Consider the following 16,797-nt stretch of genomic DNA (forward strand, 5'->3'; position numbering starts at 1 on the left):
CACGGTGACGGTCGCCAGGCCGTCACCGTTGGTCTATCATGGCAGGTCGGAGGTGATCGTGTGATGGGTGACGAGCGACGCTCACAGGAAGGCGCCGAGGCATTGAGCGTCGGGGTGGCCATTCCCCTGCCCGAGCCATGGCTCAGTGATCTGGACAAGGCCCGCATCGACTCGGGCGATCCGCTGGGCGGCATCGTGCCCGCCCACCTGACGCTCCTGGCGCCGACCGAGATCACGGCGGAGACCCTCCCGGTCTTCGAGCGGCACCTCGCGGAGACCGCCCGGGCGAGCGAGCCGTTCCTGCTGCACCTGCGCGGAACCGGCACCTTCCGGCCGGTCACCGATGTCGTGTTCGTGACCGTCGCGCGCGGCATCGCCTCGTGCGAGCGCCTCGCCGCGTCCATCGGGAGCGGGCCCGTCGCGAAGACCTCCCGGTACCCGTACCATCCGCACGTCACCGTCGCCCAGAACGTGTCACAGGATGACCTCGACACCGCCTTCGACAAGCTCGCCGGCTTCGAGGCGCAGTGGACGGTCGACCACTTCATCCTCTACACGCACTCGCGGGACGTGGGGGACCTGACCATCCCGACGCCGTGGACGCCTCGCCGCAAATACGACCTGGGGCGCGCCTCCCACGCGAACGCATAGCGGCCCTCCTGGCTCCGCCAGAAGGGCCGCGCACCGGGAGGCACGAGGTCGTGCGCCGTCTCGCGACGGCGAATGCTACTTGGCCTGCTCGTCGCCGGTCGGCAGGAACTCGCCGTCGGAGCCGGCCTCGGCGTTCGGGTCGCCCGGGTTCGGGTCGAACTGCGGCTGCTCGGGGTTGGAGTACTCGGTTGAGTCCATGAACCCGTCGCCGTCGGTGTCGGACATGACCACGTTGGCGTCGCCGTCGCCGTCGGTGTCCATCTCCATGTGGTCCACGACGCCGTCCGCGTCGCTGTCCACGGCGACCGTGTCGGTCGCTCCGTCACCGGTGGTGTCGGAGGCGACGGTGTCGATGAGGCCGTCGCCGGTGGTGTCGGACATGACCTGGTCGACGGTGCCGTCGCCGGAGGTGTCCGACAGCAGGGTGTCGGCGACGCCGTCGCCGTCGGAGTCCACAACCTCGGTCTCGAAGGAGCCGTCGCCGTCAGTGTCCAGGTGCAGCTCGTCGGCGACGCCGTCGCCGTCGGTGTCAATGGCGACGCCGTCAGCGTGGCCGTCGTGGTTCGCGTCGATGAAGGTCTGGTCGCCGGCGGTGGTGGTGTCGTCGGCGACGCCGTCGCCATCCAGGTCGAAACCGTCGGTCACGTCAGTGTCGAATTCGCTCATGGTCGCATCCTTTGCTCTGAAGCTTGCTAGTCGCTTTATTTCCCGTTCGCTTTGATGTCCTCAACTCTAAGGGGGGCGGGCCCGCCCTTGAATCCCGAAAATGTGCCAGGCTCTCCGATTTCCCGATACCCACGGTCACCGCCTCCGAGCGTCAGCATTACCCTGTTCCTAAGCCAGGAGAGGAAAACGGAGCGCATGCCTGCCGATCACAGCGAGTACACAGACACCCCTGCGGCCCTTCCCGAGGTCATCGACTACACGCCCTCCATTCGCTGTTTCGATATGGACGGCGCCCGCGCCGTGTGCGGGGAGGCCGGCATCGGCTGGCGGGCCGACCAGCGCGCCTATCCGCCCGTCACCGTGGAGCGGAAGCTCCTGGTGCCCATAGCGCCCGAGTCGGAGCACTACCGCGCCGCCGACGACGGCGAAGACCCCGCGACCGAACTGTGGGAGGCCGACCAGGTCTGGATCGAGACCCTGGCGCCCAACACGGGCAAGCTCTTGGCGCCCATGCCGACCCTCTTCGAGAGGCTCGTCAACCCCGACATCCCGCCCTCCCGCACGCCGATCCCGGCCGCCGACGTGGCCTTCCTTCTGGGGCGGCGCCTCTGGTGGTGGAGCCGGGAGTCCTTCCACGACGACTACCGCGCGCTCAGCGAGCCCTTCGAGGAGGACGGCGACATCTTCGTGCGCATCACCGACGAGGCCTCCTGGTACCGCTGGCAGCGGCTCGGTTCGCGACCCCGCGTCACCGACGCCTTCATCCAACACCTCTGGGCGCAATAGGATACGGATTACCCACGGGCACAAGGAAATAGACGCTCCGAGTCCCCGCTCCCCCAGGGCGCGAGCGCCGGTACCGCTCGCCCTCGGCAGACCGTAGAATAGAGGAATGACGGTTGTGCCCAGCCCCGTAGAGACCGCCTCTCTCCCACGCCAGGTGCGAGAGGTGTTCGCCGACTTGACCGAGCGCGCGCCCCGTTCCGGCCGCGCCGACTCGGGCGTCGTGGGTTCCCGACTGCAGTGGACCGCCAGCCAGATGATGGTGCAGGGCGCCGGCGCCCTCGCCGGCTACGACGCCCTCCACCGGGACGAGCGCCTGCTCCGCTTCGGGTGGGGGTTCGTCATCGGCCGCTTGGAGATCGACGGCGAGGACCGCGACGTGCGCTTCCCCGTCGTCAGCCACCCGGTGCGCATCCAGCCCGGCGCCGGGAAGGCCGGCGACTACTTCATCTTCTCCGCCGGGGACCCCGCCGTCGCGAGCGAACTGGCCGACACCCCCTACCACGACAGCCTCATCTCGGAGCTGGCCGGAAACGACCTCACCTACCGCAGCGACCGCGACGCCGACTGGCTGGCAGGACTCGTCGACGCGCTGCCCTACGACCTCGAAGTCGTCGACTCTCCACCCGAGCGAGGTTCGGAAGGCCTCTACTTCGTCGCCACCGGGGCCGTCTATGTGGACACCTCGCGGCGACGCGGCCCCGACCCGACTCAGCTGCGCCGGTGGAAGTCCCTGCCCGACTTGACGAACACGGCCGTCTCCGCGCTCTACGGGTGCGAGGAGTACGCCGCCGAGGAGATCGAGCCCTCCACCAACGCGCCGGTCACTTCTCTCCCCCTGGGGCACGACCAGATCGCCGCCGTCCACGCCTCGCGCTCCCAGCCCGTCAGCGTTATCGCCGGCGCCCCCGGCTGCGGAAAGACGCACACTCTGGCGGCCATTGCCCAGGACGCTCTGGCGCACCACCAGTCGGTCCTCATCGCCACCCAGTCCTCTTACGCCGCCGACGTGCTCGCCAATCTCATCAACCGCTATCCCGGGCCACGGCCCGTGCAGTTCGGCGACAGCGAGCGGCGCGGGCGCTTCCTCACGCAGCTCGGTGACGACGCCATGGCCCACGCCGTGTCCGTGCGCGAGTCATACCGCGTCATGAAGGAACAGGAACGGCTCTCCCAACGCGTCCTGGACGAAGTCGAACAGCGACTAGAGGCCGAGAAGGCCTACATGCGGGTCCAGAGCGGTTCCGCGGACGCGCTCGAGCAGTATCCGGGTCTTGCCGATCTCGCTGCGGACGAGCTGGACAACCTGCGTCGTCAGGCCGACAAGCTGGACTTCGAACCGCAGGGGCGGTGGGCCGCATGGAAGAGGCGCCGTCTGCACAAGAGGCTCGCCCGGCGCGTGGGGTCCGACGACTTTTCCCGCCTGCGGCAAGCCTTCGACGAAGCGGCCGACCGGCGTGTGGCCAAGGAGCTGTCCGACCACGGGTACACCGAAGTCACCCAGCTCCTCGCCCAGTACGACCATGCCCGTGCGCGCCAGCAGGAGGCCAACACCGAGTTCCTCAACGCTCGCGCCAACAAGCCCGGTCCCGTCCTGGACGCCGTCGCCGCCGCGCTCACCCACGCCAACCGGCGCCACCGGGCCAAGCTGCTGCGCGATGTGAACCCGGACGAGCTGACTGACGTCGCGCCGCTCTGGATCGGGACGGTTCGCGACATCGACGCCATCCTGCCCCAGGCGCCGGGGCTGTTCGACCTGCTGATCCTCGACGAAGCCGGCCACATGGGCCAGCGCGATGCGGTGGGTGCGCTCAGCCGTGCTCGCCGGGCCGTCATCGCCGGCGACCCCTGGCAGCTGAGCACTCTCGACGAGACCGGCGTGCGGACCACGTCCGTCTACGACATCGCCGCGACCCATTGGCCGACCACCGACCTGACCGAGCACCACCGCGGGGCGCCGCACCTGATCGGGTTCTCCGCCGAGCGGTTCTACAACGGTCGGGTCGAGCCCGTGACCACTCATCCGCGGCACCACAACACGTCCGCGATCACCGTGCACCGGGTCGATGGGACGCATGCAGAAGGGACCGCTACTAGCGGGGACGATTCCGACGATCCGCAGCGACCGGCAACCCCCGAGTCGTCTGCCCCTAGCAGTTCATCGTCCGCGGTTGTCAATCACGTCGAGATCGACAAGGCCCTTTCGCTGCTTCAGGACCTCGTCAAGGACGGCCACTCCTCCATAGCCCTCATTACGCCGTTCCCGGACCAGGCCGAGGCGTTGGAGACCGCTCTCGTTGAGACCTTCACCTTGGAAGAGCTTGCCGAGCACAACATCGCTTCCGGGACAGTGCATACGTTCCAAGGTTCCGAGACCGATGAAGTGATCGCCCTGTTCACCGCCACCGATCAGGACGCGTCTGAACGCCTAGAGAGGCTGGCCGACCCGAACCTATTCAACGTCATGGTCACCCGTGCTCGCAGGCACCTCCATGTCGTGACCTCGCTGCAGAAGCCCCCACCTCTCGTGGCCGACTTCCTCGCCTACTGCGAGCGTCTTCCCGACGTGTCGCTGGATGGATCGGACGTACCGGAGAACGCGTGGACGAAGGAATTGGTGGACGCGCTCGCCGCTAAGAAGATTCCGGTTCGGCACCGCTACAAGATTGGGCACCACTTCATCGACCTCGTAGTGGGAGAGGGAGAAGACGCTCTAGCCGTCACCTGTCTGCCCCACCCCGACGGCGTCCGGGCGCACCTCGACCGGCACAGAGTTCTGAAGGACAACGACTGGCGTCATATGAATGCCGTGCCGTCAACGTTCGACGATGGTGCCGACAACGCGATTACGGCCATTCAATCCCGGCTCGCATCCTAATGCCGATGGCCTAAATGCAGATCGTCAAGTTTCAGAACCGGTGGAGTAGAGTTCAGAATTTGACGGTGCTGCTTTTCTGATATCGTCTCGATTTTCAGAGCGATATCGGCAGCGTCAGTCCAGAACGTTCGGGCTTCTTGTGCGGATCCTTGACTGTAGTATGCATCAGCCAGTCTCCACAGGTGCTCGACGTAGATGTTGCTTTCAGTGAAAGAGTGGTATTCGATGAACTTCATCGAGCTGGATATGACTTCAATTGCTTTCAGAGTTTGATTCCCATTCATCAGGCGGGCTCCATAATTTACGCTGATGCTTGCGAAATCGTATATCTGAGTTCTTTCGAGTCCATTGGATTTGGCATGGCGAATCGCACGTTCGCAAAGCGCTATCGCTCTATTGCTATCTCCCAATTGTTCGTATACTCCGGCTGAATACATGTCAGTCCAGATGATGTACTCATGATGATCGTGCTGGACGGCCAGCTCGCGTGATCTGCTGAAATCAGCCAATGCGGCGTGGAAGTCACCCTGTTTGGACTTCAATCGGGCATGCTCCGCGAGGACCCAGATCAGCCGATTCCACATGCGCTCTCTAGTGACTGCCTTCTCGGCTCGCTCCAGGGTGTGGGAGGCCTTCTCGTAATTTGAGGTCAATATGTACTGTCTACCCAGATCGCATAGCGTGTATACGGATAGATCGCCGTCCAGGTCCTCGATCACGGAGTCACTCAACTCCAGAAGATCAAGTATTTCAGGCCGGTGCGATATTCGAAGGGATACTGGAAAGAAAGATGAACTCAGTATGCCGATGAATTGGTGGTCTGAATGCGGTGGGTTCAATGCGCTGCGAGCCAGTTCGACCAAGTTGGTAAGTTCCACATCGATCCACGCAAAAGCTTCTTCGATGGTTGAGAAGACGACCCGGTGATTCTCAGGGACTCCGTTGGAAAGCTTCACTCTGAGTTCCAGGGCGGCATCATACATGATGAGGACCTGTCGGCACGAGTAGAGATAGAAATTTCTAGTCCTAGCTATTATCTCTCGTTGGTAGTCCAGCGGAAGGTCAGTGGATAGGTGAATCGAGTAGAGTCTGATAATATCGTGCATTTGAAACCGGCCGGATGGAAGTCGGTCGACCAGTCGAAATTCTTCCAGCCTCTTGAAGAGCGCTTCAGTTTCTTCCACCGGCAGTCCCATGGATGCGGCCCCTGCATCGAGGCTCAGCTCGTTGCCGACCCAGAGGCCCATGGCCTTGAACAGTTCGACGGCGTGTTGGCCGTTCCGAGATCTCTTCAATTCGGCGATGCTCAGGTCCAGGCTGGCCAATATTGATCGCTCGTTGTCGGCGAACTCGGGCAACTTGGTCCTCGACTTTTGCAGTGACTCGAGAACGGTCTGGATTCCATCAGGGGACTGTGCTTTAATTCGCGCGGAGATCACGCAAAGAGCCAGCGGATGGCCACCGCAGAATCTCGCAAGTTCATGTACTTCTCTGTTTCTTTGCGTTGATGTGGAGTTGATTGAACTCTCTAGAAGGGAAACCGAAGAACCTGAATCAAGAACGCCAAGTTGCAGACAGTACGCATCATCTATAGAGGAGATAGGCTGCCTGCTTGTGACTATGACGGCTATCTTCGGACCGTTGGGAAGAAGCAGTCGAATCTGACTGGCATCTCGGGCGTTGTCGAGTATGAGGAGAAGGCTCCTCGGTCTAGCGACAGTGCGAAAGTGCCCGGACAGCTCTTCAGGGTCCTTATGGGCGATCGTATCTGAACCAAGGGATCGGAGAAAACGCTTCAATGCAACCCGAGGCTCGAGGGGCGTCAATCCGGGTGTAGCTCCATGAAGATTGACATAAAGCTGGCCATCGGGGTATTCATCGGCAATTTCATTGCCAAGACTGGTCGCCAGGGCCGATTTTCCGATTCCCCCGGCCCCATTAATATTTACAATGCCCGTTCGCCCGTTTTCATTCGCTTCGAACAATTGTCTCTTTAGTTCGGCGAGTTCCTGGTCCCTCCCAAGAAAAGCCGCAGGTCCGGCCGGAGTTTCATGTGGGATGGAGGTTCCATGAGCTGTACTGCCCGCAGCTGATGAAGGTTTCGATCTTAGGCTGGAGCCTCGCAGTATGGAACGGTGGATTGCTTGGAGTTCAGAGCTCGGGTCCATGCCGAGGTCCTCTCCTAGCCGATCGCGGGTCCTCTCAAAAGCCTCCAGAGCCTTCTGGGTTTCGCCTCTGAGGTAGTAGGCCTCCATCAACACCTTGGTGGCGCGCTCGGATAGAGGGCTCCGGGCGATGGCCAGGAGAGATTGCTCTATTGCCAGGTCTATCTTGTCCGCTTGGAGCAGGGCCTCGAGACGCTCGGACTCTACCTGGTCTAGGAGCTGGTCCAGTCTAGCGGCTTCCGGCGCGAATAGCGCACCTTCTAGGTCGATGAGCGGCGGCCCGCTGACAAGACCCAAGGCGGATGCAAACGCTTCGGCCCCACTTGCGTGCCTGTCGCTGGCACAGGCAGAACGTGCTTCGGCGACAAACTTCTCAAATTCGGTGACATCCGAGCTTGCTTGAGTCAGAGTAACGGCACGCTTGACCACAGTCAGTCCAGGATGCCCAGCATCGGAGAGGATTGATTTGAGCCGGCTCACTAGATTCTGTGCCATGCGAATCGAGTTCTTGGGCGGCTGTCCGTGCCAAAGGTGCTCGATGATGGCATCGAGCGATACCGGGCGATCGGACTGCATTATCAGGAGCCCTAGAAGTGCAGGTAGTTGACTCCCTGGGAGGTACAGCGGTTCGCCGGCGTACTCGAAACGAACCGGGCCGAGAAACTTCGCGTAGAGTTGCGAGCTTTTGTCTGGTCCGTCACTAGAGCTCATGGGCCCATCATACCGGCGTAGGAGAAGTTTATGAAACCTGTAGGACTCCGTCCTGCAGACTGGGTCTCAGAGGGTTCGCCTGACGGACGCGGTCTTGGCATTGGGCATGTACACCGCGATCGGCAGGTTCTGGTCAGTATCCTCCTCCGGGACGTTTCATCCCCCGACGTCCCCAAGAGGCCCCGCTGTACGAGGCAGTCCAGCGGGGCCTCCTTTGACTTCTCTATGAGTTCTTACCTTTCAGGTATATGCGGCCGTGGATTGGTCAGTACTTCTTCGAGCTCGGCGTCATTGATAAGCTCAATGGAGCGTGCGATCGTTGCTGATTCATCCCAATATCTCCTGGCTTCGTCCGCGCGTCCCTGCCCGTAGCAGGCTTCTCCCATGTTCCATAGAGTCGAGGCGTACACTCTCGAACGAGTGTCCTCGATTTCAATGAAATAGGCGATCAGCTCGGTGAGAAGGCTATATGCCTCCCGGAACTTGTTTACTCGAATCAATCTGTCGGAGAGCGAGTTTTGAAATGTGGCGAGGGTTCGGCGGTGGTTGGGGATGCTTGTCTTATCAGCTATGACTGCTACGGCCATACCTGTGGCTTCGAGTGCCTCATCCCATCTGCCCAGGCGTCCGAGTATGCGGGATTTGTAGGTATTTATCCAAGCTACATCTACCCAGATTTCTCGATTCAACGCAAACGGATACGCCTGATCTAGCTCATTGAGCGCTTGGTAAGGTCTGCCGGACAACCAGGTTATGCGGGCTTTGGTGATGGCAAGGTGGGAGGTCAGTTTATGAAAGTCGAACCGGTCTGCGGCCTGATATGCCGTTTCGGCATTCGACTTGGCTTCGTCCAGCAATTTAAGATGTATCTGCTCACCACTGAGATCAGTCAATATCAGTATGTCGTATGGCAAAGGCAGCCCGTCCATGGCTGATTTCGCCAGATTCATCAGGTGAAGTACAGCTGTTCTCATGGCACCGCGTTCGATCATTGGACGGGCGCTCAAGAGACTCAGCAGGGCCAGAAACTCTTTGTCCTCCGAATCCGGTTCCAGCGACTGTCTCCCGAGCTCTAGGATGTTGGGAAACTCCCGATCGATCCAGTCGTAGGCCTCTTCGGGGCTATTGAGGGAGACTCGCCGGCAGCCCGGATCCTCATCGAGGAAGTTGAGCCTATCCGAGGTTGAACGACTATGGAGATCCAGTACGTGTCTGACGGATTGCAAGTAAAAGGTCCTCGTTCGACCAACAACATCTCGATACTCGGTAGGTGTCAAACCTTTGGCCAACTGGCCGGCATACAGCCTGACGAGGTCGTGCATCTGATACCTGCCGGGGCCAGTGACGTTGACCAGCCGGGATTCAGTGAGCATCCGCATCAAACGGCGGGATCGTGCGACGGTCGTGTCGATCGAGGCTGCCGCCGCTTCAATGCTTATGTCCGGACCCCAGTGGGTTCCCAGGGCGGTGAAGAGTCGGACTGCTTCTCTACCCTCTACGGTCGTCTCCAGGTCGCGGACGCTCACTCTCAAACCGGCCGTGAGAGAGCGCTTGTCATCAGTGAATTCGTCCAACCGCTCGGACTCATCGCGCATGGAGTCGAGTAGATGGTGGAGTTCTTCAGGTGGCCCGGCTTTGAGCCGCGCGGCCAGAATGCACAGGGCCAGCGGGAGACCCCCGCAGTATCCCGAAAGTTCAGAGAGAGCGTCCCGTCGGGCTTCGGGGATCAGGTGTTCGGTGCCGGTGGTCAGAAGATCTACCGCGCACGATTCGTCCAGAGTATCCAGTGGGATGGTGACCGCCTCACTGATCGAGGTGAGCGGGCGACGGCTGGTGATGATAACGGCGCATTCGCCTCCACTAGGGAGCAAAGGTTGAACCTGTTCGGCGTTTCCGGCGTCGTCGAGTACGATCAACAGCTTCTTATCAGCAGTTACCGAGCGGAATTGCGCTGCGGCCTCGTCGGTGTCCTGACCGTCGTCAGGCTGCTTTCCGAAGGCTCGAAGAAATCTTTGTAGGACGTGTTTCGGCGTGAGTGGTTCCGTGTCGGGTGTGGCGGCATGGAGGTTCACGTAGAGCTGCCCGTCTGGAAACTCCCGTGCGGCCTGGTAAGCGGTATGTACTGCGAGGGCTGACTTCCCTATCCCTCCGACTCCGTTCACGGCGATGACGACGGGGTGGCCGTCAGATCCTCTCTGCGAGAGCAGCTTTTCGAGTTTGAGTTCGATATCACGGCGGCCGAGGAAGTTCGCCGGTGCTGTCGGCAATTGGCGAGGAATGGCCGATGGGGGCTCCGTGCTCGAGGTAGCGGGGCGAGCGCCTGTGGTGAGTTCACCACGCAGAATCTTGGGATACAGCTCCAGGAGTTCCGTGTTCGGGTCGAGGCCCAGCTGCACTCTAAGACGTTCCTTCAGTTGGAGATAAGCATCGCAGGCCTTCTGGATCTCGCCGCGCTGGTAATGCGCGATCATCATGTTCTTTGTGGCCGATTGAGAAAGGGGGTCGGCACTCAAGATCTCGTCTGCGACCTCGATGGCCCGTCCGTGGTCTCCGACGTTCAAGAGGGATTCCAGCAGAGCCGTTCGCGCCTGGTCGATCATCCTCCGGAGGCGAGCAGCGTCTGCCGGCAGGACATCGTCGACCCCCTCCAACGGCGTACCGGCGACAAGGTTCAGGGCCGCATCGTAGCGGGAGCACACAGTGTTGAAATCGCCATTGGCACCTTCAGCACGAGCTTCACAGACTAGCGATTCAAATCGTGCGACGTCGGAATCGATTCCAACAAGCGTGACCGTTCGCTGCTCCACGATCACGTCGGAACCATCCGCCGCTACCAGGATTGATCGTAGTCGGCTGACGAGGTTCTGGGCCATTCGAATGGCGTTCTTGGGCACCCGGTCCGGCCAGACTAGATCGATGACCAATTCCAGAGATAGCGGTCGTTCGGGATTCAAGGCCAAGAGGCTCATGAGCTTCGGGAGCTGACGGCCAGGAAGGAGAAGAGGTCTTCCGTCAAGCTCGAATCGGACTGGTCCGAATAGGCTCGCATAGAGTTTCGGGCTCTTGTTGGGGCCGTTACTAGAGCTCATGGAGCCATCATACCGGTGTAGGAAGAATTTATGAAAGTTGTAGGACTTCGTCCTGCAGACTGGTTCTCGGAGGGTTCGCCTGACGGACGCGGTCTCAACATTGGGCATGTATGCCGCGGTCGTCGGGCAACCGGCCGGTATCCCCCCTGGGGCGTTCGATCCCCCGACGCCCCTTAAGAGGCCCCGCTGCACGAGGCAGTCCGGCGGGGCCTCTTTACTTTACTTAGCGGAGAATTAGCGGCTTATGGTCGAGGTCAAGGACGATCTGCTGCGGTTGGTTTCGCACGAGCTTCCGGACTTGGAGCTCGCACGATCATCTGAGCATCGTTGCCGCCGCCCCCATCGGTGACGTTGGACGCTTCAGACATAGCCGCGACAGTCTGTTGATGTGGACCGCCACGGGGTGTCCGGCGCGGGACACGAATCCCAGCCGACCGCTATGAATTGGTGTCTCTGAAGACGGACATCACGTGGCGATAGCCTGATTCAGACCGCCAGCCACTCCTCGGCCCGCGCGATGGCTTTATCGAGGTAGTCCTCGAGGTTCGCGTTGACCTGGTCGTCGTCGATGGCGACCCGGTGGATGGTGAGCAGGGAGACCTCGATTTGGATTTCAGGATCGATCTGTTCGAGAAGGTGGTCCTCTCCGGCCATGATCCGTATGAGGCCCTCGAGGACGAGTGACGGGAACGGCATATCGGGGTCTTCGAATCGGGAGCGCGTCTCTTCCGCGAAGTCGCGGATCGCCTCCAAGCCGGGTTCCTCGGGGAGGGTCTGCTCGATGACCCCGGCGAAGACGGCGGCGGTATAGGTCTCCCACTCGTCCATGTCCTCTTCTGGGATCTTCTCGACGAGGTCCTCGCTGGGGCGACCGAGGGCAATGGCGCGCATGGCGTCCTTGAAGAGATGGCTGTTGTCCATTATGGCCTTTCTGCGGACTGGTGGTTGGTCCCAGTCTGCCACTCTGCGGGCAGCTAGGCAGGTCGATTCGCGGGTGAGTCAGCTGGAATCAGCCGAAGTGACTATCGCCGCTCGTCGGGATTCCCGACCTCGGGAGGGTGAACAGCCCGATGGCCGCGATGGCGGTCAGGACTACGACGGCGCCTCACATTCCGGTAACACTGTTGCCGCTGAGGCTCTAGGCGATGGTGTCGAGCGCGGGCGCCGTCTCGATAGTGGTCTGGTGGGCGAAGCTTATCGCCCCGGAGGCCGACGCGGCGAGGTCTCCGGGAACGTCCGACAGGGTGAGAGCGGTCTGGACTCCGACGAAGAGCCCGACGCCCAGTCCGAAGAGCGCCATACACCACACGAGGTCGGCGACTGTCCCACTCCCGTCGAGGCCGATGAGGGCCGCTGCCCTCTCCCCGCGTCGATGCCGGCCGTTCCCAGTGCGGCGGTGGATCGCGGCCCCACGTGTCGCTGAGCCAACCGGAGACCGGGGCTGCAGGCCCCAGCTATCTCACTGCGCGTATTCCGCTGTATGGCGGGCTGCTGGAGGCCTTCCTGGAACATTCAAAAAGAGGCGGGGCGCGGATGATTCCGCGCCCCGCCTCCGTGCGTTCGAGTCACTCGGTGTTCATGTCCATTCCGGTCAGCTCGGACTCGAAGCCTTCGATGGTGACCGACGATCCCGCCTCGGTGGTCAGCTCGACCGCTCCCTCGGTGTGGGCCGTGGAGGTGAAGGCGGTGAGGTCGACCGAGTTGTACAGGGTGACCGACTCCGCCTGCGCTACGGTGGTCTCGCCCTCGTGGACGTACGTGAAGGAGACGTCGAACGAGCCGAGCGCGTAGGTCCACCGGTCCTCGGCCAGGTCCGGCTCCACGCCGGTGGCGATGGTGTCGAGTGAGAACACCAACTCGGCGTCGACGGTGTCCTCGGAGAACTCCTGCCCGATCGTGCTGCGGAACCGGACGTCCGTCATGGCGAGCAAGTCCTCCGCCGCGGCCGCGTCGTCGGCCGTCGGGGACCCTGACACGTCCTGCCGTTCATACTGATACGGCTGGAAGGCCTTCAGGGAGCTCTCGGAGTCGAGCAGCGTGACAGGGTCCTCCTTCCAGACGACCGTCGTCCCGCCCGTCAGTTCGCCGGTGGTCAGCGTCTGGTCTCCGGCGGTGAAGGCGAATCCCGGGGAGACCAGTTCGATCGAGATCGGATTGCAGAGGATGTCGTCGAAGGAACTGGGCTGAGGCGCGTCGTCCTGCGCGGCGGCGGAAGAGGCGAATGCGAGCACGCCCACGGACGCGGCGGCGACACCGGTGGCGAAACGGCGACTGGCGGTTGCGGCGGTCTGTGTCATGGAGTCTCCCTTGAACAGGCGTCTCTCCCTTGAGGACGCGTATGGACCACTCCGGACTATAGGAGAAACCGCTCCGCGACACGCCGAGCGCCGTCGAAATTAGGAATCCTCGTGAAACCAGGTGCTTCGATGTGGTTCCGACCTGCGGTCATCGGCATTCCCGATGGGGCCATCGGAGGGGCGCCGGGGCGATTTCTTGTGGCCCCGCCGCGCCCGGGCGTAGCTTTCCCTTCAACGGACCCCGGCGAAACGAGAAGGAGAAAGCCATGGACACCCTGGCCACAGCGACCCGACAGAGGAAGGGCACGGCGGAGCTCGTCGCCGCTATGACGCTTTCGGGAACCCTCGGAGTCTTCGTCGTGGAGTCCGGGGCCTCGGTCTACAACGTCGTGTTCTTCCGCTGCCTCATCGGCGCGCTCGCCCTCGGCTTCTACAGCTGGGCGCGCGGCTACTTCGGCGACACCGGCTTCACTCCCAAGAAGCTCGGCCTGGCGGCTCTCGGCGGGGCGTTCATCGTCTTCAACTGGGCGTTCCTCTTCGAGTCCTACGAGGGGGCCTCGATCTCGGTGGCGACGGTCGTCTACCACACGCAGCCGTTCTTCGTCATGCTCATCGGCTCGCTCATCCTCCGCGAGCGGCCCACGGCCGTGAAGCTGGGATGGCTGGCCGTGGCGTTCGGCGGCCTGGTCCTGGTCTCCGGACTCACCCCGAGCGACCTGGCCGGAGGAGGAGACCCCGCCTATCTCAAGGGCATCGGATACGCGCTGCTCGCGGCCGTCTTCTACGCCATGGCGACGATCCTGACCAAGAAGGTGGTCGGCGTGCGCCCGCACCTGGTGGCCCTCGTGCAGCTGACGCTGGGCGTCTTCCTCCTGCTGCCCTTCACTGCCCTGGAAGAGACCGCGTCCCTCGGCGCAGGATGGGGATGGCTGGTCGGACTGGGCGTCATCCACACCGGACTGATGTACGTGCTGATGTACTCCGCCTACCAGAAACTGCCCACCGCCCGGATCGCCGTGCTGGCCTTCACCTACCCGGCCGTGGCGATGCTCGTCGACTGGGCCGTGTACGGCCAGACCGTGACCCTTGTCCAGGCCTTCGGCATCCCGCTCATCGTGGCGGCCAGCCTCGGCGTGACTCTCGGGTGGGGCGTCAATAAACCGGCGGAGGAGCCAGAGCGGGCTCCTGCTCGCGCATAGCCCGAACCGTCTGCTCCACGAAGAGCCTCTGCACGGGCGTCAGGCGCCTGTCCTCGCGCCACACCAACTGGGAATGCAGGGTGAAGGGCGGCCTCCAGTCCAGCCGGACGAGGTCGCCCTTCACCGTCTCCTCTTCCAAGGTCATGCGGGGGAGCAGCGCGATGCCGAGACCGGAGGCGACGCCGCGCTTGACCGCCTCGACGGTCCCCAGCTCCATGAGAGAGGGAGCGGCGCCTCCGGACGTCAGCTCCTTCTCGAAGAGGTCGCGGAACGCGCACCCGCGCTCGGGGACGAGAATCGCCTGGTCCAATAGGTCGGCCGTGTCCAAGGGCCTTCCGGCCAGTTCGTGCGAGGGCGCGGCGACCAGGTCGAGCTCCTCGCGGACGAGGGTGACGCCGTCCAACCCCGGGAAGGACGTGGTGTCCTCCATGAGGAAGCCGAGGTCATAGTCGCCGTTGTGCAGTGCTTCGCACGTCTCGGCGCAGAGGCTCGGACGGAGGAAGAGCCGCACGCCCGGGTAGCGGTGGTGGAACAGCTCCAGGAGGTCGCGCATGCGGTAGGAGGTGATGCTCTCCATGGTCCCGACGACCAGCGACCCCTCCAGGTCGGCCGGTTCGGCGACCGAGGCCCTCGCCTCGTCGGCGAGCGCGAGCATCCGCTCGGCGTAACTGAGGATCCGGCGGCCCTCGTCGGTGAGGCGGATCGTACCGCCGCGGCGGTCGAACAGGGTGGCCTTGAGGGAGGATTCCAGCGCTTTGATTTGGCCGGTGACGGTCGACTGGGCGTAGTTGAGGCGGGCGGCGGCCTTGGTGAAGCTGAGGTGTTCGGCAACGGTCTGGAAGGTCTCGAGCTGGCGCAGTTCCATGGTGACCCGATCGTATAGGAGAAGTCCGCGTGTCCGGCAGGGTGCCGCGCCAATATTGGCGCGAGCATGGGAAGTCGGAGGTGATGGTTCTCGACTTCGACACGGAGACGGCGGGGAAGAGCGCGCGTATTTTGGAGGTCAGAAGGTCGACAGGGCCGGGCGGTGGGCGTTGCCGATGCCATGATCGCGGGCATATGCGCGGCGAACGGAGCCACACTGTTGACCCGTAACGTCAAGGATGTCGACGATACCGGAATCACGGTCGTCGACCCTTGGGCCGAGCGACCGCTCAGTCCCTCCAGAGCCGGCACATCATCGCCTCCACGGCGATACGGGGGCGCACATTGCGCCCCAAAGACTCCCGGCACTCCATGATCGCGTCGACGCGCCGCAGCAGCGACTCGGCCGACAGCTTCGCGGCGGCCGCCCTCGTGACGTCCGAGATGTCGGTGTGCACCAGACGGACCTGGGCGCCCAGACGCGTGGCCAGGGCGTCGCGGTAGAACTCGGCGAGGTCGACCAGCGCCCGGTCCAGCGAGTCGCGCTGGGCGCGGGTGTCGCGGGTCTTCTGCCTCTTCTCCAGCTCCTTTAGCGCCGCGGCACTGCCGCGCGCGGCCTTCGTCGCGCCCTTGCCGGTGCCGCCCTTGCCGAGCGCGGTCTCCAGCTCGTCGCGCTCGCGGGCGGACTGGTCGGTGTAGGTGTCGGCCGCTTCGGCCTCGGCCTTCTCGACCAGCTCGGCGGCGGCGGTGAAGCAGGCGCCCAGCGAGGAGAGCGAGCGGGGGATGGCCAGGACGGCGTCGCGGCGGGCCTGGGCCTCGGGGTCGGTGGCGAGTCGGCGGGCGCGGCCGATGTGCCCGGCGGTGGCGTGCGCGTAGAGGCTCGCTTCGCGTTCGGTGACGCCGTCGCGGGTCATGAGCAGGCGGGCGACGGACTCGGCCGACGGCTGGCGCAGCGCGACCAGGCGGCAGCGGGAGCGGATGGTCACCGAGATCTCGGCGGGGTTGTCCGAAGGCGCGCACAGCAGGAAGAGCGTGGCCGGGGGCGGCTCTTCAATGGCCTTGAGCAGTGCGTTGGCCGCCGCCTCGGTGAGCCGGTCGGCGTCCTCGATGATGAGGATCCGCCACGGCGCCGAGGTGGGGGAGCGGGAGGCGCCCTGGATGAGGCCGCGGACATTGTCGACGCCGATGGTCAGCCCCTCGGGGATGACGCGGGTGACGTCGGCGTGGCTGCCGGCGAGGACGGTGTGGCACGCGGGGCAGTCCCCGCAGCCGCCCTCGGGGCATTCGAGCGACGCGGCGAAGGAGAGCGCGGCGGTGGACCGCCCGGAGCCGGGCGGGCCGGTGAACAGCCACGCGTGCGTCAGGCCCTGCCCGGTGGCGGCCGAAGTCAGGGTCTCGGCGACGTCCTCCTGGCCGACCAGGTCGGCGAAGACGGGTGCGGCCACGGCGTGTCCTTTCGTGTTCCCCGGCGGCGGTCGCCGCGCGGCGGTCCGG

At 63.4% G+C, this 16,797-nt stretch carries 12 protein-coding genes; 4 read left to right on the top strand and 8 right to left on the bottom strand.

Translation table 11 applies throughout. From position 1 onward, the window contains the following. Positions 1–63 precede the first annotated feature (63 nt). Positions 64–651, top strand: a complete 588-nt coding sequence (locus tag ACFTE1_RS23130; protein WP_380618955.1) for a 2'-5' RNA ligase family protein — start codon at positions 64–66, stop codon at positions 649–651. Positions 652–726: 75 nt separating this feature from the next. Here the strand turns inward: ACFTE1_RS23130 and ACFTE1_RS23135 are convergent, their stop codons facing one another. Continuing rightward, complete coding sequence (locus ACFTE1_RS23135; RefSeq protein ID WP_380618953.1) at positions 727–1,317, bottom strand: hypothetical protein; 591 nt, start codon at positions 1,315–1,317, stop codon at positions 727–729. A 195-nt stretch (positions 1,318–1,512) separates the two neighbouring features. Between ACFTE1_RS23135 and ACFTE1_RS23140 the strand changes: the two genes are divergently transcribed. Then, positions 1,513–2,103, top strand: coding sequence for a hypothetical protein (locus ACFTE1_RS23140; protein WP_380618951.1), 591 nt, complete (start codon positions 1,513–1,515; stop codon positions 2,101–2,103). A gap of 106 nt (positions 2,104–2,209) precedes the next feature. Then, positions 2,210–4,978, top strand: coding sequence for a DEAD/DEAH box helicase (locus ACFTE1_RS23145; protein ID WP_380618949.1), 2,769 nt, complete (start codon positions 2,210–2,212; stop codon positions 4,976–4,978). Here ACFTE1_RS23145 and ACFTE1_RS23150 read toward each other — a convergent pair. The 5 genes from ACFTE1_RS23150 to ACFTE1_RS23170 all read right to left on the bottom strand — a co-directional run bounded on the left by ACFTE1_RS23150 (position 4,975) and on the right by ACFTE1_RS23170 (position 13,240). Then, a complete protein-coding gene (locus ACFTE1_RS23150) occupies positions 4,975–7,854 on the bottom strand; it encodes a BTAD domain-containing putative transcriptional regulator (RefSeq protein ID WP_380618947.1) in 2,880 nt (959 codons plus the stop codon). The two genes, ACFTE1_RS23145 and ACFTE1_RS23150, sit on opposite strands and share 4 nt — an antisense overlap. A 233-nt stretch (positions 7,855–8,087) precedes the next feature. Beyond that, positions 8,088–10,943 (bottom strand): BTAD domain-containing putative transcriptional regulator, encoded by a 2,856-nt coding sequence (locus ACFTE1_RS23155; protein WP_380618945.1) that lies wholly within the window; start codon positions 10,941–10,943, stop codon positions 8,088–8,090. 486 nt (positions 10,944–11,429) lie between these two features. Further along, positions 11,430–11,864: a hypothetical protein gene (locus ACFTE1_RS23160; protein ID WP_380618943.1), complete on the bottom strand. Its 435-nt coding sequence runs from the start codon at positions 11,862–11,864 to the stop codon at positions 11,430–11,432. A gap of 217 nt (positions 11,865–12,081) precedes the next feature. Beyond that, positions 12,082–12,243, bottom strand: a complete 162-nt coding sequence (locus tag ACFTE1_RS23165) for a hypothetical protein (RefSeq protein WP_380618941.1) — start codon at positions 12,241–12,243, stop codon at positions 12,082–12,084. Between the two features lie 265 nt (positions 12,244–12,508). After that, on the bottom strand, positions 12,509–13,240 hold the full coding sequence (locus tag ACFTE1_RS23170; RefSeq protein ID WP_380618939.1) for a hypothetical protein: 732 nt from the start codon (positions 13,238–13,240) through the stop codon (positions 12,509–12,511). Positions 13,241–13,506: 266 nt separating this feature from the next. Here ACFTE1_RS23170 and ACFTE1_RS23175 point away from each other — a divergent pair, with 266 nt between their 5' ends. Next, positions 13,507–14,439 (top strand): DMT family transporter, encoded by a 933-nt coding sequence (locus tag ACFTE1_RS23175; protein ID WP_380618937.1) that lies wholly within the window; start codon positions 13,507–13,509, stop codon positions 14,437–14,439. On the opposite strand, the gene ACFTE1_RS23180 is transcribed toward ACFTE1_RS23175, so the two are convergent. Both ACFTE1_RS23180 and ACFTE1_RS23185 read right to left on the bottom strand, forming a co-directional pair. Beyond that, complete coding sequence (locus ACFTE1_RS23180; protein ID WP_380618935.1) at positions 14,393–15,304, bottom strand: LysR family transcriptional regulator; 912 nt, start codon at positions 15,302–15,304, stop codon at positions 14,393–14,395. The genes ACFTE1_RS23175 and ACFTE1_RS23180 overlap by 47 nt on opposite strands. A 289-nt stretch (positions 15,305–15,593) precedes the next feature. Then, positions 15,594–16,748, bottom strand: coding sequence for a DNA polymerase III subunit delta' (locus tag ACFTE1_RS23185; protein ID WP_380618933.1), 1,155 nt, complete (start codon positions 16,746–16,748; stop codon positions 15,594–15,596). Between the last annotated feature and the right edge of the window lie 49 nt (positions 16,749–16,797).

The organism is Salininema proteolyticum, assembly GCF_042685645.1.
GTDB lineage: Bacteria > Actinomycetota > Actinomycetes > Mycobacteriales > Micromonosporaceae > Salininema > Salininema proteolyticum.